Genomic DNA, 18,917 nt, shown 5'->3' with positions numbered 1-18,917 from the left:
CGGCAGGGAAGCCCGCTCGAACCGCGGGGCACACTGCAGCACGTTGCCCACGCGATCGGTTCGGAAGCGGATCAGGCGCTTCATGAACCGAGGTTCTGGATCCAGTATGTCAGTAGGTCGGATGGTCCGCAAGCCCGCGTCGCCGATCTGACAGGATTGACCCATGGCGACGACCGTGACGGCACCCCGTGGCATGCGTGACTTCCTCCCCGCGGACAAGGCGCGTCGCGAGCACGTCCTCGGCGTGATCCGTGGCGTGTACGCGCGGCACGGCTTCGACGAGATCGAGACCCCCGTCGTCGAGGACGCCGCGCGGCTGCACTCCGGGCTCGGCGGGGACAACGAGAAGCTCGCGTTCGGCGTGATGCGGCGCGGCCTCACCATCGAGGACCTCCGGAGCGCCGAGGCCCCGCTCGACCTCGCCGACCTCGGGCTCCGCTTCGACCTCACGGTGCCGCTCGCCCGGTTCTACGCCTCGCACCGCGCGGAGCTGCCGACCGTGTTCCGCTCCGTGCAGATCGCCCCGGTCTGGCGTGCCGAGCGTCCGCAGAAGGGGCGCTACCGGCAGTTCGTGCAGTGCGACATCGACATCCTCGGCGAGCCGGGGCAGCTCGCGGAGATCGAGCTCATCCGCGCCACGACGGCCGCACTCGACGCGCTCGGGATCACCGGGACGTCGATCCGCATCAACGACCGGCGCATCCTCATCGCGCTCCTCGCCTCGTGGGGCGTCACCGACCCGACCGCGGCGGACCGGGCGCTCATCACGATCGACAAGCTCGACAAGATCGGCCCGGACGGCGTCGCCCGCGAACTCGTCGACTCCGTCGGCGTCGACGTCCCCGACCTCGAGCAGACGATCCGTGCACTCGAGGACGCCGACTGGGCGAGCGTGACCGGCGCGCCCTGGCTCGACGCGGACGCGTTCGCCGACCTCCTCCGACTGCGCGAGGCGCTGCCGGGCGTCGACCTCCGCTTCGACCCGACGCTCGTGCGCGGCATGGGGTACTACACGGGGACGATCTTCGAGGTGGCGCACCCGGACTTCGGCTACAGCCTGGGCGGTGGTGGCCGGTACGACGGCATGATCGGTCGCTTCCTCGGCCAGGACGTCCCGGCGGTCGGCTTCTCGCTCGGCTTCGAGCGGCTCGTGGACCTCGTGACCCTGCCGGAAGCGGCGACCTCCGACGCCGTGGTGCTCGTGTACGACAAGGACGTCGACCCGGTGCGGCTCGCGGCGCTCAAGGGCGAGGCGCTCGAGCAGCACCAGCGTGTCCGGCTCGAACGACGGACCAAGAACACGAAGAACCTGCTCGCGGGGCTGGCGGCGCAGGGCTTCGGCGCCTTCGCCACCGTGTACGCCGACACCACCTCGCTCGCGGGTGTGGAGTTCCGCCCGCTCGCCTGAGTTCTCCACAGTCCGTCCGACGCGGCGCGAAACCGTTCACCCGTCGTCGGTAGGATCGACCCCGCAAGAACCACAACCGCAACGTGTAGGGAGTACCCCGTGGCCGTGATCGATGCCGTAGGAGCACGCGAAGTCCTCGATTCCCGAGGCAACCCGACGGTCGAGGTCGAGGTCCTCCTCGACGACGGCGTCGTCTCGCGCGCGCTCGTCCCGTCCGGTGCCTCCACCGGCGCCTTCGAGGCATATGAGCTGCGCGACGGAGACGCATCCCGCTACGGCGGCAAGGGCGTCCTCAAGGCAGTGGAGGCGGTGCTCGACGAGATCGGCCCCGCGCTCGAGGGCTTCGACGCCACCGACCAGCGTCTCGTCGACGCCGCGCTCATCGAGCTCGACGGCACCGAGAACAAGTCGCGCCTCGGTGCGAACGCGATCCTCGGCGCCTCGCTCGCCGTCGCCCGCGCCGCCGCCGACTCGGCCGACCTGCCGCTCTTCCGGTACCTCGGCGGCCCGAACGCGCACACGCTGCCCGTCCCGCTGATGAACGTCGTCAACGGTGGCGCGCACGCCGACACCAACGTCGACATCCAGGAGTTCTTCCTGGTGCCCTACGGCGCCGAGTCGTTCTCCGAAGCGCTCCGCTGGGGCGTCGAGACCTACCACGCCCTCAAGGGCGAGCTGAAGAAGCAGGGCCTGGCGACCGGCCTCGGCGACGAGGGCGGCTTCGCGCCGGAGCTCGCGTCGAACCGTGCGGCGCTCGACTTCCTCGTCGCCGCGATCGAGAAGGCCGGCTTCACCCCGGGCAAGGACATCGCGCTCGGGCTCGACGTCGCCTCCACCGAGTTCTTCGCGGACGGCAAGTACAACTTCGAGGGCAAGCAGCTCTCCTCGCAGGAGTTCACGAGCTACTTCTCCGACCTGGTCGCGAACTACCCGCTCGTCACCATCGAGGACCCGCTGGCCGAGGACGACTGGGAAGGCTGGACCCACCTCACCGCCGAGCTCGGTGGCAAGGTGCAGATCGTCGGCGACGACCTCTACGTCACCAACCCGAAGCGCCTGCAGCGGGGCATCGACGAGAAGGCCGGCAACTCGATCCTGGTCAAGGTGAACCAGATCGGCACGCTGACCGAGACCCTCGACGCGGTGTCGCTCGCGCAGCGCCACGGCATGACAGCGATCCTCTCGCACCGCTCCGGCGAGACCGAGGACACCACCATCGCGGACATCGCGGTGGCTGTCGACGGTGGCCAGATCAAGACCGGCGCCCCGGCCCGCTCGGACCGCGTCGCGAAGTACAACCAGCTCCTCCGCATCGAGGAAGAGCTCGGCGACGCCGCGGTCTACGCCGGCCGCACCGCGTTCCCGCGCGCCGCAGCGCTGTAGGGGCACAGACCCTCTAGCGAGCAGCACACCGGACGCAGGTCGTCCACCCGACGCGCCCCGTGCCTCCCGTCCGCTCATCCGGACCACGGCACGGGGCGCGTCTGCGTGTCGTCCCGTGCGCCCGGCTGGGAAGGGGCCGAAACGCAGGCGCGGCGGCGCGGACCATGCCGACGGCCGGGTTATCGTCGTGACGTGCCCAGCCAGAAGCCCCGCGTCCGCCGCGTCCCCGTGGCGATGCCCGAGGGCGGCACGGCCGAGCAGCCGTGGTACCGCTCGATCCGGTTCTCCGGGTTCAGCCTGCTCATGCTCGCGATCATCGTGCTGTTCGTCGTGGTCCTCGCCCCGTCGCTCCGGACGCTCATCCAGCAGCAGGAGCAGATCGCGCAGCAGCAGCGTGAGGTGGCGGCACAGAAGTCCGACGTCGCGCAGAAGCAGAAGGACGTCGCGCGCTGGGACGACCCCGCCTACATCGAGGCGCAGGCCCGTGACCGGCTGCTCTACGTGTACCCGGGGGAGCAGAGCTTCCTGGTGATGGGCGAGGGCACGAGCACCTCCGACGACTCCCCGACGACGGACTCCGGGACCCCCGTGAGCGCGAAGGTGCAGACGCCGAAGGTGGACTGGGTGCAGGCGATGATGTCGTCCGTGCTGAAGTCCGGCTTGTCCGAGGAGACCACGCAGGAGCTCGTCGCACCCGACGTCTCCGGCACGGGGAACTCCTCGAACTGACCGCCCGTCGTCACACGGTGCGGGGAGCCGCGGAACTCGGGTAGCCTCTTGTACCCGTGACGACCCCTCCGTTCGACCCGCCGTCCGACCACGACGTGCAGGTGGTGTCGGCCCAGCTGGGCCGCCCCGCTCGCGACGTCGTCGGCATCGCGGCACGCTGCGTCTGCGGCAACCCGACGGTGGTCGCCACGAAGCCGCGGCTGTCGAACGGCACACCGTTCCCCACGCTGTACTACCTGTGCCACCCGGCGGCCACCGCTGCCGTCAGCACACTCGAGGCGACCGGGGTCATGCCCGAGCTCGCCGCGCTGCTCGATGCCCCCGACACCGCCGAGCGCTACCGCGCGGCGCACGAGGCCTACCTCGCGGACCGCGAGTCCATCGAGCACGTCGACGAGATCGACGGCATCAGCGCGGGCGGCATGCCCGTCCGCGTGAAGTGCCTGCACGCCCTCGTCGGTCACTCACTCGCTGCCGGACCCGGCGTGAACCCCATCGGCGACCTCGCGCTCGAACGCGCATCGTGGTCGCCCGACCGGTGCGAATGCCGGGCGTATGATGAGGGTGCAGACGCTGGAGTCGGGGCGGGTGGCGGCGAAGTCTGACCAGCCGCCCGGCAACCACCCCCACTCCAAGGAGACCATTCCCCGTGCCCAAGATCCTCGTCGTCGGCGGCGGTTACGCCGGCTTCTACACCGCCTGGAAGCTCGAGAAGCACCTTCGCCAGGGCGAAGCTGAGGTCGTGATGGTGGATCCGCTGCCGTACATGACGTACCAGCCGTTCCTGCCGGAGGTGGCTGCCGGTTCGATCGAGCCGCGCCACGCGGTCGTCTCGCACCGTCGTCACCTCAAGAAGACCCGCGTCGTCACGGCGAAGGTCACGAAGGTCGACCACGCCACGAAGACCGCGACCATCACGCCGGAGATCGGCGAGCCGTGGGAAGAGTCCTACGACCAGATCGTGATGACCGCCGGTGCCGTCTCCCGCACGTTCCCCATCGCGGGCGTCGCGGACGAGGCGATCGGCCTCAAGACCATCGAAGAGGCCGCCGCGATCCGCGACAAGGTCCTCACCAACTTCGCCAAGGCGTCGAACCTGCCGGCCGGTCCCGAGCGTGACCGCCTGCTCACCGTCGTCGTCGTCGGTGGTGGCTTCGCCGGCATCGAGGTGTTCGCCGAGCTCCGCTCGTTCGTCACCGACCTGCTGAAGAGCTACCCGGAGCTGTCCTTCGACGACACGCACTTCCACCTCGTCGAGGCGATGGGCCGAATCATGCCCGAGGTCTCGCTCGAGACCTCGCACTGGGTGCTCAAGAACCTCGCGCAGCGCGGTGCGAACGTGCACCTCGACACGCAGCTCGCCTCGGCCGTCGGTGGCGTCTGCCAGCTCAAGGCCAAGGACGAGTCGATCCAGACGGTCGAGTCCGACCTCATCATCTGGACCGCCGGCGTGATGGCGAACCCGATGGTCAAGGGCACCGACTTCCCGCTCGAGCCGCGCGGCCGCATCACCGTGCAGCCCGACCTCCGCGTCGTCGACGAGGACACGGTCATCGCGGACGCCTGGGCCTGTGGCGACGTCGCAGCCGTGCCGGACCTCACCGGTGGTGGCGTCGGCGGCATGTGCGTGCCGAACGCCCAGCACGCGGTCCGTCAGGCCAAGCAGCTCGCGAAGAACCTCGTCGCGACGCTCCGCGGCGAGGCGACGGTCGACTACAAGCACGAGAACCTCGGCGCCGTCGCGGGTCTCGGCATCGGCATCGGTGTCTTCCAGTCCGGCAAGTTCGCCATGAAGGGCTTCCTCGCCTGGGGCGCGCACCGTGGCTACCACGGCATGGCGATGCCGTCGTGGGAGCGCAAGTGGCGCGTCATCGGCGACTGGGTCGGCGGCTTCTTCCTGGGCCGCGACATCGCGTCCCTCGACGACCGTGAGACCCCGCGCGCCGCGTTCGAGGCGTTCGCGTCCCGTCCGAAGCCCGCCGCGACCGAGGAGCCCGCGGCCGTTGCCGCTCCGGCTCCGGAAGCGGGCACGCCCGCCGGCGCTGCCGGTCCGGCGTACGCCACCCCGGCCGAGGACGTCTCGAAGGACGCCGCTCCGGTCGACGGTGAGAAGGCCACCGCGAAGTAGCACTCCGCTCACGCCGAAGGGCGGTCACCCCACCGGGTGGCCGCCCTTCGGCGTTCGAGGCGTTCGCGTTCGAGCCGTTCGAGGCGTGTGCGCTGGTCGCTAGGCTGTTGCAGCCCGCCCCCGTGGCCCAATCGGTAGAGGCACGCGACTTAAAATCGCTGAGCTGAGGGTTCGAGTCCCTCCGGGGGTACCGATACCGAGCGACTCCGGCGCTGCGACAGCACCGCGGAACGAAACAGCACCGCGGGGATCCCGCGGTGCTGTTTCCGTCTCGTGGTTCCGTGCGCGCCTCAGTGCAGGCGGTAGCCCGTGACCATGGGGCAGGTGAACGGGTCACGCGCCGCGAGCCCGACCCGGTTGAGGTAGGCGACGACGATGCCGTACGACTTGCCGAGGCTCGCCTCGGTGTAGGGGATGTTGTGCTTCTCGCAGTGCGCCTTCACCATCGGCTTCGCGAGGCGCAGGTTCGGCCGCGCCATGCTCGGGAAGAGGTGGTGCTCCGCCTGGTGGTTGAGGCCACCGAAGAGGTGGTCGGCCCAGATGCCGCCCGTGATGTTGCGGGAGGTGCGGACCTGGCGGGAGAGGAAGTCGATGCGGGCGCCCTCCGCGATGATCGGCATGCCCTTGTGGTTCGGCGCGAACGAGCCGCCCATCATCACACCGAAGACGGCTAGCTGGACACCGAGGAACGCGAAGCCGACGCCGAGCGGCATCAGCGTGAAGATCGCCCAGAAGTACAGCGCGAAGCGTGCGACGAGCAGGACGGCCTCGATGATGCGGTCACGCCCGGTGCCCTTGATGTGCTGGCCGGTGACGAGTGCGCGGACCCCGAGGAAGTGCAGGTTCGCGCCTTCCATCGTCAGCAGCGGGAAGAACGCCCAGCCCTGCACACGGGTGAGGTAGCGGAGCAGTCCGCGACGCTCGGCGGCGTCTTCCTCGATGAAGGACACCGTGTCCTGCGCGATGTCGGGGTCCTTGCCGATGGTGTTCGGGTTGCCGTGGTGACGGTTGTGCTTGTTCATCCACCACGTGTAGGAGAGCCCCACGAGGAAGGTGCCGAGCACCCGGCCGGCGTGGTCGTTCCACTTGCGGGAGGCGAACACCTGCCGGTGTGCGGCTTCGTGCGCCAGGAACGCGAACTGGGTGAACAGGGCGCCGAGGACGGCGGCGGGGATCAGCTGGAACCACGAGCCACCGAGCATGGCGACGGCGGCCCAGCAGACGGCGACGAGACCGACGAGCACGGCGAACACGGTCCAGTAGAAGCCGACACGGCGTTCCAGGAGGCCAGCCGAGCGGACCTCTTCGAGGAGGTCCTTGTACGTGGAGGTGCCGGAGGTGGCGCCCGGAGCACGCGGGGTGGTGGGTCGGTACAGGGTCGATGAAGACGGCATGGAGGCTGCTTCCATCAGGAACAGCCCTTCGGCCGAACTCAGAGTTCCCGCAACTGCGGTTCCCCGAAACCTATGGGCTGAACCTGGGCAAGCACCGTGGAGTGCGCGTACCGTTCGGCCGAGGTCGTCCCCCGTCTCGTGGCGATTCCGGGCCGGGAGGTCCCCGCCCGTGAAACACATCATCTACGGCCTTGCGTCCGTGCTCACCACGGACGACGCCGCGTACGCCGTGCTGGAGTACGCCGCCGCCCTCGCCCAGGCCGGTCTGGCCGACACCGTGCACGTCCCGACCGTTGACCGATGGGGCATGGCGACGACGTCGAGCATCCTCCTCGCGCCGGCGATCGGGGTGCTCGTGCAGTCCGCGCCGGACGACGAGCTGCACCCGGAGACCGAGGGGTTCACGACCGAGATGCGGCTGCGGACCCAGGCGGTCCAGACGACCGGCTGAGCGCCCGTGCTCATCGGGGTGACCCGCGACCGTTAGCATGCTCCGGTGGTGGGATTCGGCAGTGCGATCGCGAACCTCCGTGGAGTCCTCCGGCAGCCGGAGGCGCACGTCGAGGTCGTCGACGGCGAGACCGTCCCGGTCGGGATGCTCCTCGGCACGCTCGGCACCCTCCTCCTCGACGCCGGCAGCTCGGTCACCGACGTCCGTTCGGCGCTCGAGAAGGCCCGCGACGCCGCCGGCATCGGCCCGGAACTGGCGGTCGGGGTGCTCCCCGCGCTGGTGATCGTGAGCGAGACCTCGACGGGTGCTGCCACGATCGTGAACGCCGAGGGCGTCGAGCTCTCCTTCCGTCAGGCCGCCAGGGCGAACCGCCTGGTGCTCGGGCTGGAGAGCGGGTCGATCGCCCTCGCCGAGATCCCGGCGCGGGTCCGGGCGATCCGCGACGGCACCCGGCCGCCAGCACCGCTGCCGTGGGTGCTCGGGAACGCGCTGACCTCGGCGGGGCTCGCCGTCGTGTTCCGGTGCCCGTGGTGGGCGATCCTCGTCGCGCTCGGCGTCGGCGCGGTCGTCGGCGTCATCGGGCTGCTGCTCCGCCGGTACCGCGAGGCCGTCGCCGTCGTCCCGTTCCTCGCCGCCTTCGTCTCGACCGCGGTCGTCGGCCTCGTGGCCGCCGGCACCGGGTTCGACCACGTTCCGCTGTTCGCCGTCTGCGCGCCCGTCGCGGTCTTCGTCCCCGGCGCGCTCATCACGAACGCGCTCCTCGAGCTCACCGCGGCCGACATCGTGACCGGGTCGGCCCGGCTCATGCAGGGGCTCATCATCCTCGGGTTCATGGCGGCCGGGATCGCCGCCGGCAGCGCCGTCACCGGCCTGCACGTCGACCCGACGTCGGCCGCCCTGGTGGGGGAGGTCGCGGGGGTCGGCAACGACCTGGCGGGCTGGGAGTCCGTCCCGCCGTACTGGCTGTCCTGGGTCGCCGTCGGGGTGCTCGCCATCGGGATCGGGCTGGTGTTCGGCGCCGGCTGGAAGCTCACGGCCGCGTCGATCGTGGTGATGGTGCTGGCCTACGCGCTCGTGTCCGGCCTCGCGCCGCTCGTCGGGAGCGTCGTCGCGACGGGCATCGCGGCGGCCGTGCTGTTCGTCGCGACGCGGTGGCTCGAGCGGCTCGTGCCGGTGATCCCCGCGACGGTGTCGTTCCTGCCGGCCTTCCTGCTGCTCGTGCCCGGGACCGTCGGGCTCGTCGCCGTCGCCACGTTCGACCCGGAGTCGCTCGCCACGCCCCTCGCGACGTTCGTGAGCCTGTGTGTGGGCACGAAGATCGGCGGGCTGCTGCCCGGCCTCTTCGCCCGCCGCACGCCGACACACTGACGAGCGCGACGAGAGCGCCTCCTGGTCGCGCGACCAGCGCCCCTACGGCTCGATGAAGCGGCCGGCGGCCTGGTCCTCGGCGGCGGTCGCCTTCGCGAGGTAGTGCACCTTCTTGCCCGTCGCGTTGTACGGCAGCTCGGTGACGAACCGGTACCGCCGCGGCCGCTTGTACCGCGCGAGCCCCGGGTGCGTGCCGGTCCACTCCTCGAGCGCCGCCGCCGCGGCCACGTCGTTGGCGGGGAGCCCCTGGTCCGCGCGGATCACGAACGCCACGACCACCTCGCCCCAGCGGTCGTCGGGCACCCCGACCACCACGGAGTCCGCGACGCCCGCGTGCTCCTGCAGCACGGCCTCGACCTGCACCGGGTGCACGTTCTCGCCGCCGGAGATGATCATGTCGTCCTTGCGCCCGACGATCGTCACGCGCTCGTGCTCGTCCCAGGTCGCGAGGTCGCCCGGGTAGAACCAGCCGTTCGCGAACTTCTCCGCCTCGAGCCCCGGGTTCCGGTAGGAGTACCCGGACTTCACGGTGCGCACCGCGAACTCGCCGATCTCGCTGCCGTCCTTCGGCACGGTGTCGCTCGGGTCGGCCAGCTTGTCCGTGTACACCCGGACCACGGCGACGTCGTCGTCGGTGGAGGCGCGGCCGGTCGAGCCGGCACCGTCCGGGAAGTCCTCGGGGCGCAGGAACGTGTTCCAGAAGGTCTCGGTGGTGCCGTAGCCGTTGAAGATCCGCGGGGAGAGCAGCTCCTGGTAGCGGAGCGCCGCTGCCCGGTCGAGCGGTGCGCCCATCGTGACGATGCCGTTCAGGGAGGAGAGGTCTCGCGGTCGGCGCTCCTGCGCGTTCGCGAGCTGCACGAGGTTCGGCGGCGCGCCGATCAGGAAGGTCAGCCGCTCGGACTCGACGAGGTCGAGCACCCGGTCCGGGTCGAAGTGCCGGAGCGTGGTGAGCTCGGCGCCGACGTAGAACACCGGGTTCGGACCGCCCGAGTACAGACCGCCACGGTGGAACAGCGGCGACATGTTGAGCGTCTTGTCGAACGGGCTCAGCGGGAAGTGCATGATGACGTCGTGCGCGCTGAGCACCTCCACCAGGCTCGGCAGCGGAACCGGCTTCGGCCGTCCCGTGGTGCCCGAGGTGTACAGGCGGGTGGTCTCGTCGTACGTGGAGCGCGGCTCGGTGGCGGCGAGCTCGTCGGCAGTGACGGGCTCGTCGGCGAGGAGGTCGGCGAACGGGACGTCGGAGCCGACCGCGGGATCACCGGAGCCGACCACGACGACGTGTGCCGGCCGGTGCGACGCCGAGGTGCGGGCAGCTGCGAGGTCCTCCGCGCGTGCCGCGTCGTACACGAGCACGACGGGGGCGGAGTCGTCGACGATGAAGGCGACCTCGTCGGGTGCGAGCCGGAAGTTCGTCGGCGAGAACACCGCGCCGATCCGGTGGCAGGCCAGGTAGAGCATCGCGAACTCGGGGGAGTTGAACAGCTCCACCATCACGACCGAACCGCGCTCCACCCCGTGCCGGACGAGCCAGCCGCCGACCCGGTCGACCACGTCGCCGAGCTCGGCGTACGTCCACGACCGGTCGGAGTCCGGGTCTCGGAGGGCCGGCCGCGCGGCGAAGCGGTGCGTGTTCCGCGCGAAGCCGTTGGCGTAGGTGTAGCTGCCCTCGAAGACCTCGCGGAAGCGGGTCGGGTCGTAGTCGGATCGGGTCTCGGTCATCGTCGCTCCCTGGCTCGTCCGGTGCTGCCGTCGCACCGTCCGTCAGCGTATCCGCGCGCCGATCCGGGTGGCACGCGCCGCGCTCGGAGACCGGCCGCGTCGGCGACGCGGGTCGCCGTGGCGGAGGTGGGACGAGCCTCCAGGCTGGTCCGGTCCGGTGCTCTGCCGGACGTGCACCCGGTCGGGAGGCGCGGCTCGGCTCAGGCGCGCGTGTCCGGTTCCAGCACGCGCACCCACACCCAGGTGGCGGCCGCGACAGCGACGCACCCGCAGGCGACGACGGCCATCACGACGGGGGAGACGTGCGTGCCGGCGGTGCCGGAGTACACGGCGGCACCGAGCGCGACGCCCACGGCGGCGATCGACGCGTACCGGGTCCGCGAGTGCGCCCAGAGCGCGCCGCCCGCCGAGCCGGGCAGGGGGAGGAGGGTGACCACGAACGAGCCGAGGCCACCGACGCAGAGCGTGATCGCGAACTCCGACACGAGCGAGACCCAGAACCCGGAGCCGAGCGTGAGGCTGTGCAGCACCCACCCCGCTGCGGCGAGGACGAGCAGCGCGGCGGACCGCCAGGTGGCGCTCCGAGCGCAGGCGGCGACCCCGGCCCTGAGGCGCATCGCGCCGGTGTCGACGTCGGTCCGGCCGACCGGGACGAGCAGCACGCCGACCACGACCGCGGGGGAGAGGTCCGCCGTACGGGTGACGGCGCAGGCCACGAGGGCGGTGAGCACGAGCCACGGTGAGACCCGGTAGCCGACCATGTGCCGGTCCGCTCCGGCGGCCCACCGCGTCGCCAGGACCACCCCTGCTGTGAGCACCGCGGTACCGAGGAGGACGGCGATGGCGAGGCGGACGTAGCGCGCCTCGAGTTCGACGCCGACCCCGAGCAGGGTCAGGACGGTGGCGAGCACCACGGCGATGCCGACCGACACCCACCCGGGCAGGGAGTCGTCCCCGCGGCGGCGCTCGGAACGCGGACGGTTCCGGCCGGTGAACGAGGCGAGTCGCAGGGACACGCGGCCGCGGAGCGACCGGGCGACGAGTCGGACCGGGCCCGCGACGAGGAGGAGGAACGCCGCTGCGACGGCCGCGGCGACCAGGAGGGTGCGCCAGGAGAACGAGGACTGGATCGTGGGGACGGTCTGGTCGAACGTCGTCGCGACGGACCAGTCGCCGGCGGGACCGGACCAGTCGATGCCGTGGCCCGCGCCACCGCTCGAACCCGCGCCGGCGCCTGCGCTGCCGTCGCCGGAGCCGTTCCCGCCCGCGCCACCACCGGAGCCGCCCGTGCCCGTGCCCGGTGCACCCGTGCTGCTGCCGTTCCCGCCCGGGTCCGGGGTCGTCCCGCCGGCCGTCGGGCCGCCGGGGGTCGTGTTGCCGGACGCGGTGCTGCCCGGACCGGTGGCGGTGGCACCCGGGGTGCTGCCGGATGCGCCGGCGACCCGGACCACGACGGCGGTCGAGGACGCCGAGTGGTTGCCCGCGGCGTCGTGCTGCAGTGCGGTGACCGATCGTGCGCCCGCGGCGAGCGGGACGCCCCGGGCCGAGCACGACCACGCACCGTCGCTGCCGACGGTCGCACCGCAGACGGGGGCACGGTCGACGTAGACCGTCACCGCGGCCGCGGGCTCCCCGGTCCCGCGCACGGTGAGCGGCTGGCCGGCGACGCGCTGTCCGGTCCGCGGGGCGGTGATCCGAGGCGCTGCCGGTGGCGTCCGGTCGAACGTGACCGAGACCGGGGCGGACGCGGCGCTCCGGAGGTCGGACCGGTAGCCCCGCGCGGTGCTGACGGTCTGGGTGGCCGTCATCGTGACCGTGCCGCTCGGGTGCGGTGCCGCGCCGGTCGACCAGGACACGACCCAGCGGCCGTCGGACCCGACCGTGGCCGTGCGGACCGCGGGCGAGCCGGAGACCGACACGGTCACGGTGGTCCCCGTGTCGCCGCTGCCGACGACCGTGCCGGTGGTGGGGTCCCGCGTGGTGATGGTGGGCGGCACGACGACGTCGGCGGCCGGAGCGTCGGCGGTGTGGCGCGAGGTGTCGGAGACGTCCTGCACCGTGAAGACCTGCTGTGCGCCGGTGTGCACGCGGCCGAAGCAGGACCAGGCGCCGGTGGTGCTCGTCGTCGCCGTGCAGACCGAGGAACTCGTCACCCTCGGATCGATCACGCGGACCCGGTGGCCGGGGGTCGCGGTGCCGTGGAAGCGGCCCGTGGCGCTCGTGAGGTCGCCCGGGTCGGCGATCGTCGGGTCGACGGGCGGTCGGCCGGTCGGCGGGGTGCTCGGGGTCGACGTCGGGGTGCCGGTCGGTGCGGCGCTCGGGCGGGTCAGCGACTGGGTGGGCGCCGGTGTCGGTGTCGGCGTCGCGGGGACTGCGGCTGCGGTGGCGCCGTTCGCCGCCGCGGCAGTGGTGGCTCCCGTCGCGGCCGCGGCGGGCGCGACGCTCAGCGCGAGCAGCGCCGCCGCGAGGGCTGCGGTGAGGCCGCCGAGCACCCCCACGCGGGCACGACGAACGGGGCCGTCGCCCCCGACTGCCCTGGTGTCCACGTCGTCCCCGTGCGTGTTCATGCCCCTCCATCCCACGTGACGACGGCCCATCGGTCAATACACCTCGCGGATGATCCGCGCGATCCGGCCCCTGTCCGGATGCCCGGTGTGCGTGCCTGGGGAATCGCCCGTGAACCACCGCTCGCGCGCGGCAGGCGCACGCAGCGTCGTTAGAATCGTCGATGGCCTGACCTGGCCGAACCCGACCCGACGAGGAGCACTCCCGCATGGACACCGGACTCATCACGACCCTGATCGTCGTCGGCGTGGTGGTCGTGGTCCTCGTGATCGTCGGGATCTACCTCTGGGTCACGTACAACTCGCTCGTCACGCTGAAGGTCCGCGTGGACGAGGCGTGGAGTGACATCTCGGTGCAGCTCAAGCGGCGCGCCGACCTGATCCCCACCATCGTCGACACGGTGAAGGGGTACGCCACCCACGAGAAGGCCGTCTTCACCGACGTCACGAAGGCCCGTGCGGAGACGCTCAGCGCCGGGGACGCGGACGCCGCCTCAGCCGCCGAGGGCCACATGCAGAAGGCGCTGAAGAGCGTGTTCGCCGTGGCCGAGGGCTACCCGCAGCTGCAGTCGAGCCAGAACTTCCTGCAGCTGCAGACCCAGCTCGTCGACACCGAGGACAAGATCCAGTCGGCCCGGCGGTTCTACAACGGCGGGGTCCGCGAGCTCAACACGAAGATCAAGGTCTTCCCGAACTCCACGTTCGCCAAGCGCCGCGGGTTCAGCGAAGCGTCCTTCTTCGAGACCGCCGAGCCCTCGGCGATCGCCGAACCGCCGCGCGTCCAGTTCTGACCCACCGTCCCGGAAGCCGCTGATGTACAGCGCGATCGCGCGGAACAAGCGCAACACCGTCGTCATCGTCCTGGTGTTCCTGGTCATCATCGGTGCGCTCGGGTTCCTCGGCGGGTACCTGGCGGGGAACGTCTCGATCGGCGTCATCGTCCTCGTCGTCGCACTCGGGTACGCCGTGCTGCAGTACTTCACCGCCGCGCGGCAGGCCACCGCCATCGCGGGCGGCATCGAGATCGACCGGAACACCGAGCCGCGGCTCTGGCGGACGGTGGAGAACCTGGCGATCGCCACCGGCATGCCGATGCCCCGTGTCTTCGTCATCCGCGATCCGTCGCCGAACGCCTTCGCGACCGGCCGGGACCCGGAGCACGCGGTCGTGGCCGCGACGACCGGGCTGCTCGAGATCATGGACGACCAGGAGCTCGAGGGCGTCATGGCGCACGAACTCGGACACGTCCGGAACTACGACATCCGGGTGTCGACGATGGTCTTCGGGCTGGTGGTCGCGGTCGGGCTCATCGCCGACGTGCTCCTGCGCATCTCGATCTTCAGCGGACTGTCCGGCGGGCGGAACCGGAACAACGACAACGGCGGCGGCGCGAACCCGATCCTGCTCATCGCCGGGATCGTCGCCGTGATCGTGGCACCGATCGCCGCGATGGGCGTGCAGGCGGCGGTGTCCCGGCAGCGCGAGTACCTCGCCGACGCCACCGGGGCGCTCACCACCCGGCACCCCGAGGGGCTGGCGCGGGCGCTCGAGAAGCTCGGCGCCTACGGGCGGCCGATGCGGACGCAGAACTCCTCGATGGCGCACCTGTGGATCGCGGACCCGATGAAGCCGGGTGTGATGGACCGGCTCTTCTCGACGCACCCGCCGCTGCCGGACCGCATCGCGCGGCTCCGCGGCATCCAGGACCGCTTCTAGCCGACGTCCTGCGCGGCGTCCTGTGCCGCGAGCCCGGCCGGTTCGAGCGGGTCGCCCTCGGCAGGTTCGGGCGCGTCGGCGTCGTCCGCCTCGACGTGGGGCACGAGCGGGACGGCCAGCGCTCCGGCGAGCCGTGCGGCTGCGGTGCCGCGGTCGGTCACCTCGATGTCGTCGAGCCCCTGCCACGCGGCGGCCCGGCGGATCGTCGCGGCCAGGCGCTCCGGGTCGAGCGTGGCGCCGGGCTCTTCCCATGCCGTCCGCACGCGGAGGACCCCGCGCTGCCGGTCGCTCTTGAGGTCGACACGACCGACCAGGGCGTCGTCCTGCAGCACCGGGAGCACGTAGTAGCCGAAGACCCGCTTCGGCGCCGGTGTGTAGATCTCGATCCGGTAGTGGAAGCCGTACATCCGCTCGGCCCGCCGCCGGAACCACACGACGGGGTCGAACGGGCTGAGGACCGCGTCGGTCGTGAGCGCCCGCGGCACCCGGGCCTCGGCATGCATCCACGCGCGCTCGCGCCAGCCCTCCACCTGGACGGGCAGGAGCACGCCGGCGTCCTGCAGTTCGGCGATCGCCGTGCCGGTGTCGTCCGACCGGAGCCGGTAGTAGTCGGCGATGTCCGCCCGCGTGCCGACCCCGAGGGCGCGGGACGCCCGGGCGACGAGTTCGCGGATGGCGTCGGAGCGTGCCGGTGCGGTGTCCAGGAACCCGGCGGGCAGGACCTGTTCGGGCAGCGCGTACACGCGCTCGAACCCGGACCGGCCGGCGCTCACCGCTTCGCCCCAGCGGAACATCTGCTCGAGCCCGAGCTTCACGTCGCTCCAGTCCCACCAGGGACCGCGCCGGACGTTCGACTCGTGCTCGACCGCGCTCGCCGGCATCGGGCCCTCGCTCGCCAGGAGCGCGTGCAGCTCGCGCCGGACCGCCTCGGTGCGGGTGACGCCGTCGATCCGCGTCGGGCCGGCGTCACGCACCCGGAACGCGTCCATCTTCCAGCGGAACAGCCGGAGGTCGTCGCGCGGGATGAACGCCGCTTCGTGGGCCCAGTACTCCAGGTGCGAGCCGCGCTTGGTCAGGGTGAGGCGGTCGAGGGCCTGCCGGTCGTAGGCGCCGAGCCGGGCGAAGAGCGGCAGGTAGTGGCTGCGCTCGAAGACGTTCACCGAGTCGATCTGCAGCAGCCCCAGCCGACCGATCCCGGCGCTGATGCCCCGGGTCGGGACGGTGTCGAGCGGCGGCCGTCCGAATCCCTGCGCGGCGAGTGCGACGCGGCGGGCCTCGGCGGCGGAGAGCGTGGTCCTGGGCACGACTCGACCCTACTGAGCACCGCCGACGTGCGACGCTCTGGTCATATGCCGCATCTGGAACACGTCGGCCGCCGCGCAGATACACTCCAGCCATGGCATGGGGCAGGAAGACGGTCGTCGAACCAGTGGTCGTGGAGCGGAAGTCGCACCCCGACCCCGTGGTCGAGGAGTCGGTGCCCACGGGGATCCGGATCGCCGGCGCGTGGTCCTGGCGGGTCCTCGTCGTCGTCGGCGTGATCGCGCTCTTCATCTGGCTGATGACCATCTTCAGCGAGATCCTGATCCCGTTCCTCGTCGGCATCGTGGTCTCGGCGCTCCTCGTGCCGATCTCGAACTGGATGCAGCGGCACCACGTGCCGAAGTGGCTCGCGATCGTGATCAGCCTGCTCGGCGGTCTCGCGGCCATCGGTGCGCTGCTGTGGCTCGTCGTCGACCAGGTCATCGCGTCGTACCCGTCGCTCCGTGACCGCACGGTGTCGCAGTACGCGAACATCCGCGACCTCGTCCTGAACTCCGGCCTCGGCATCACCCAGAGCGACGTCAACGGGTGGCTCGACGACGGCACGAAGTGGCTGCAGGACAACTCGGCGTCGATCCTGTCCGGCGTCGCGAGCGCCGGCTCGGGGGCGACCCACGCGTTCGAAGCGCTGTTCATCATCCTGTTCACGACGATCTTCCTGCTCGTCGACGGCAAGAACGTCTGGCGCTGGACCGTCCGGCTCTTCCCGAAGAAGGCCCGTGCCGCGGTGGACGGTGCCGGCGTGGCCGGCTGGATCACCCTGACGAGCTTCATCCGGGTGCAGATCTTCGTCGCGTTCGTCGACGCGGTCGGCATCGGCCTCGGTGCGTTCATCGTCGGGCTGTTCTTCGGCGGGATGCCGCTCGTGATCCCGATCGCGGCGTTCGTGTTCCTCGGCGCGTTCATCCCCGTCGTCGGTGCGATCGTCACCGGCTTCCTGGCCGTCTTCGTCGCCCTGATCTTCAACGGGCCGGTCGCCGCGGTCCTGGTGCTCGCGGTCGTCCTGCTGGTCCAGCAGATCGAGGGGCACATCCTCCAGCCGCTCGTGATGGGCAACGCGGTCAAGGTGCACCCGCTCGCGGTCGTCCTCGGCGTCACCGCGGCGTCCGGTCTCGCGGGCATCGCCGGCGCGTTCTTCGCCGTGCCGCTCATCGCCACCCTGAACGCGATGGTCACCACGATCGCGAGCGGTCGCTGGCGCCGGCTCGACTCGGACCACGTCCTCGAAGCGACACCGAAGCGCGGGCAGCACGGGCAGCTGCAGCTGCTGCGCCGACGCCGCCACACCACGCGTGACGACGTCCCGGCTCCCGGCAGCGACAAGGAACCGGCTGCCGCTCCGGGAACCGCCAGCACGAACTGACGTCACGGGTTCGTCAGGACGGGCCGGACCGACGATGATGGGACCGTGACCGACACCACTGCGCCGACGATCCCGACCATCGACGACATCGAGCGGGCGCGCGTGACGATTGCGGGCGTGGCTCGGGTCACCCCGATGGAGACCTCGCAGTTCCTCGCCGAGGTCCTCGGTTCCCCGGTGCACCTGAAGTGCGAGAACCTGCAGCGCACCGGTGCGTACAAGGTCCGGGGCGCCTACAACCGGCTCTCCGCCCTGACCGCCGAGCAGCGCGCGAAGGGCGTCGTCGCCGCGAGCGCGGGCAACCACGCGCAGGGCGTCGCCCTCGCCGCTCGGGAGCTCGGCATCCCGGCGACGATCTTCACGCCGGTCGGGGTGGCGCTGCCGAAGCTGCAGGCCACCCGGCACTACGGCGCCGAGGTCGTGCTCCGCGGGCACTCCGTCGAAGAAGCGCTGTCGGCCGCAAAGGACTTCGCGGCCCGGACCGGCGCCGTGTTCATCCCGCCGTTCGACCACCCCGACGTGATCGCCGGGCAGGGCACGCTCGGCCTCGAGATCGTCGACCAGGTCCCCGACGTCGACACGGTCGTCGTGCCGATCGGCGGCGGCGGTGTGATCTCCGGCATCGCGATCGCCGTGAAGGGCCTCGCCGAGCGTCTCGGGCGGCCGATCCGGGTCATCGGTGTGCAGGCCGAGAACGCAGCGTCGTACCCGGACTCGCTCGACGCCGGCGAACCGGTCACCATCACCACGAGCCCGACCATCGCCGACGGCATCGCGGTCGCCCGCCCCGGCGAACTGAACTTCCCGATCATCCGCGACCTCGTGGACGAGATCGTCACGGTCTCCGACGACGACACCGCCCGGGCCCTCCTGGTCCTCCTCGAGCGCGCGAAGCTCGTGGTCGAAGCCGCCGGTGCGGTGGGCGTCGCGGCGATCATGGCCGGCGCGGTGCGGGACACCGGGCGCACGGTGGTGCTCCTCAGCGGCGGCAACATCGACCCGCTCATGATGGAGCGGGTCATCACGCGCGGGCTCGTCGCCGCGTCGCGCTACATCGGCATCCGGATCATGCTGCCGGACCGTCCGGGGCAGCTCGCCCGGGTCTCGCAGGTCATCTCCGACGCCGGCGCGAACGTGGTGGAGGTCCTGCACACCCGCCACGGCCAGGGGCTCGTGATCAGCGAGGTCGCCCTGGACCTCTCGATCGAGGCCCGCGGCCCCGAGCACGCCGAAGAGGTCATCCAGCGACTCCACGAGGCGGGCTTCCGCCCGGAGCAGCTGCTGCACTGAGGCGGTCGGCTCTCCCGACGACGGACAGGAGGCCCGTGGCGATCCCGCCACGGGCCTCCTGTCGGTGTGGGGTGCGGG

Annotated in this window: 15 protein-coding genes and 1 tRNA gene; 12 read left to right on the top strand and 4 right to left on the bottom strand. The window is 71.5% G+C overall.

Translation table 11 applies throughout. The features are described 5' to 3' along the window. Positions 1-163 precede the first annotated feature (163 nt). The 6 genes from hisS to EDF24_RS12275 all read left to right on the top strand — a co-directional run bounded on the left by hisS (position 164) and on the right by EDF24_RS12275 (position 5,838). Positions 164-1,408, top strand: a complete 1,245-nt coding sequence (hisS, locus tag EDF24_RS12300) for a histidine--tRNA ligase (protein ID WP_123703164.1) — start codon at positions 164-166, stop codon at positions 1,406-1,408. A 99-nt stretch (positions 1,409-1,507) separates the two neighbouring features. Beyond that, positions 1,508-2,791 (top strand): phosphopyruvate hydratase, encoded by a 1,284-nt coding sequence (gene eno / locus EDF24_RS12295; protein WP_123654205.1) that lies wholly within the window; start codon positions 1,508-1,510, stop codon positions 2,789-2,791. Between the two features lie 192 nt (positions 2,792-2,983). After that, positions 2,984-3,520, top strand: a complete 537-nt coding sequence (locus EDF24_RS12290; protein WP_185017203.1) for a septum formation initiator family protein — start codon at positions 2,984-2,986, stop codon at positions 3,518-3,520. A 56-nt stretch (positions 3,521-3,576) separates the two neighbouring features. Continuing rightward, positions 3,577-4,125, top strand: a complete 549-nt coding sequence (locus EDF24_RS12285) for a DUF501 domain-containing protein (protein ID WP_123703162.1) — start codon at positions 3,577-3,579, stop codon at positions 4,123-4,125. A 44-nt stretch (positions 4,126-4,169) separates the two neighbouring features. Next, a complete protein-coding gene (locus EDF24_RS12280; RefSeq protein ID WP_123654203.1) occupies positions 4,170-5,648 on the top strand; it encodes an NAD(P)/FAD-dependent oxidoreductase in 1,479 nt (492 codons plus the stop codon). Positions 5,649-5,764: 116 nt separating this feature from the next. Then, positions 5,765-5,838: transfer RNA gene (locus tag EDF24_RS12275), tRNA-Leu, on the top strand. Positions 5,839-5,938: 100 nt separating this feature from the next. On the opposite strand, the gene EDF24_RS12270 is transcribed toward EDF24_RS12275, so the two are convergent. Next, positions 5,939-7,042 (bottom strand): acyl-CoA desaturase, encoded by a 1,104-nt coding sequence (locus tag EDF24_RS12270; protein WP_123654202.1) that lies wholly within the window; start codon positions 7,040-7,042, stop codon positions 5,939-5,941. Between the two features lie 169 nt (positions 7,043-7,211). Here EDF24_RS12270 and EDF24_RS12265 point away from each other — a divergent pair, with 169 nt between their 5' ends. Together EDF24_RS12265 and EDF24_RS12260 are read left to right on the top strand one after the other, a co-directional pair. After that, entirely contained in the window at positions 7,212-7,493 is a 282-nt protein-coding gene (locus tag EDF24_RS12265; RefSeq protein ID WP_123654201.1) for a hypothetical protein, read from the top strand. Between the two features lie 48 nt (positions 7,494-7,541). Beyond that, entirely contained in the window at positions 7,542-8,861 is a 1,320-nt protein-coding gene (locus EDF24_RS12260) for a threonine/serine exporter family protein (RefSeq protein ID WP_260233432.1), read from the top strand. A gap of 42 nt (positions 8,862-8,903) precedes the next feature. Here EDF24_RS12260 and EDF24_RS12255 read toward each other — a convergent pair whose 3' ends face one another. Together EDF24_RS12255 and EDF24_RS19195 are read right to left on the bottom strand one after the other, a co-directional pair. Continuing rightward, positions 8,904-10,583, bottom strand: a complete 1,680-nt coding sequence (locus EDF24_RS12255; RefSeq protein WP_123703160.1) for a class I adenylate-forming enzyme family protein — start codon at positions 10,581-10,583, stop codon at positions 8,904-8,906. A 200-nt stretch (positions 10,584-10,783) separates the two neighbouring features. Continuing rightward, the gene (locus tag EDF24_RS19195) at positions 10,784-13,150 is read right to left on the bottom strand and encodes an Ig-like domain-containing protein (RefSeq protein WP_185021650.1); all 2,367 of its coding nucleotides are present in this window, start codon (positions 13,148-13,150) and stop codon (positions 10,784-10,786) included. A gap of 221 nt (positions 13,151-13,371) precedes the next feature. On the opposite strand from EDF24_RS19195, the gene EDF24_RS12245 reads away from it, so the two are divergent. Both EDF24_RS12245 and EDF24_RS12240 read left to right on the top strand, forming a co-directional pair. Continuing rightward, positions 13,372-13,938 carry a LemA family protein gene (locus EDF24_RS12245; RefSeq protein WP_123654707.1) on the top strand — a complete coding sequence of 189 codons (567 nt, stop codon included), beginning with the start codon at positions 13,372-13,374 and terminating at the stop codon, positions 13,936-13,938. A gap of 22 nt (positions 13,939-13,960) precedes the next feature. Further along, positions 13,961-14,863, top strand: a complete 903-nt coding sequence (locus tag EDF24_RS12240; protein ID WP_123703158.1) for a M48 family metalloprotease — start codon at positions 13,961-13,963, stop codon at positions 14,861-14,863. Here the strand turns inward: EDF24_RS12240 and EDF24_RS12235 are convergent. Further along, on the bottom strand, positions 14,860-16,167 hold the full coding sequence (locus EDF24_RS12235) for a winged helix-turn-helix domain-containing protein (RefSeq protein ID WP_123703156.1): 1,308 nt from the start codon (positions 16,165-16,167) through the stop codon (positions 14,860-14,862). The genes EDF24_RS12240 and EDF24_RS12235 overlap by 4 nt on opposite strands. Positions 16,168-16,259: 92 nt before the next feature. On the opposite strand from EDF24_RS12235, the gene EDF24_RS12230 reads away from it, so the two are divergent. After that, the gene (locus EDF24_RS12230; protein WP_243698305.1) at positions 16,260-17,549 is read left to right on the top strand and encodes an AI-2E family transporter; all 1,290 of its coding nucleotides are present in this window, start codon (positions 16,260-16,262) and stop codon (positions 17,547-17,549) included. A gap of 45 nt (positions 17,550-17,594) precedes the next feature. Beyond that, on the top strand, positions 17,595-18,839 hold the full coding sequence (gene ilvA, locus EDF24_RS12225) for a threonine ammonia-lyase (RefSeq protein WP_123654196.1): 1,245 nt from the start codon (positions 17,595-17,597) through the stop codon (positions 18,837-18,839). Positions 18,840-18,917 lie beyond the last annotated feature (78 nt).

The sequence above is a fragment of the Curtobacterium sp. PhB130 genome (genome assembly GCF_003755165.1).
Classification (GTDB): Bacteria; Actinomycetota; Actinomycetes; order Actinomycetales; family Microbacteriaceae; genus Curtobacterium.
This window is presented reverse-complemented; position numbering and strand designations above follow the sequence as displayed.

Coding starts and splice junctions, on each gene's coding strand:
- hisS (WP_123703164.1), top strand. CDS start 164: ATGGCGACGACCGTGACGGCACCCCGTGGCATGCGTGACTTCCTCCCC.
- EDF24_RS12270 (WP_123654202.1), bottom strand. CDS start 7,042: ATGCCGTCTTCATCGACCCTGTACCGACCCACCACCCCGCGTGCTCCG.
- EDF24_RS12255 (WP_123703160.1), bottom strand. CDS start 10,583: ATGACCGAGACCCGATCCGACTACGACCCGACCCGCTTCCGCGAGGTC.
- EDF24_RS19195 (WP_185021650.1), bottom strand. CDS start 13,150: ATGAACACGCACGGGGACGACGTGGACACCAGGGCAGTCGGGGGCGAC.
- EDF24_RS12240 (WP_123703158.1), top strand. CDS start 13,961: ATGTACAGCGCGATCGCGCGGAACAAGCGCAACACCGTCGTCATCGTC.
- EDF24_RS12230 (WP_243698305.1), top strand. CDS start 16,260: ATGGCATGGGGCAGGAAGACGGTCGTCGAACCAGTGGTCGTGGAGCGG.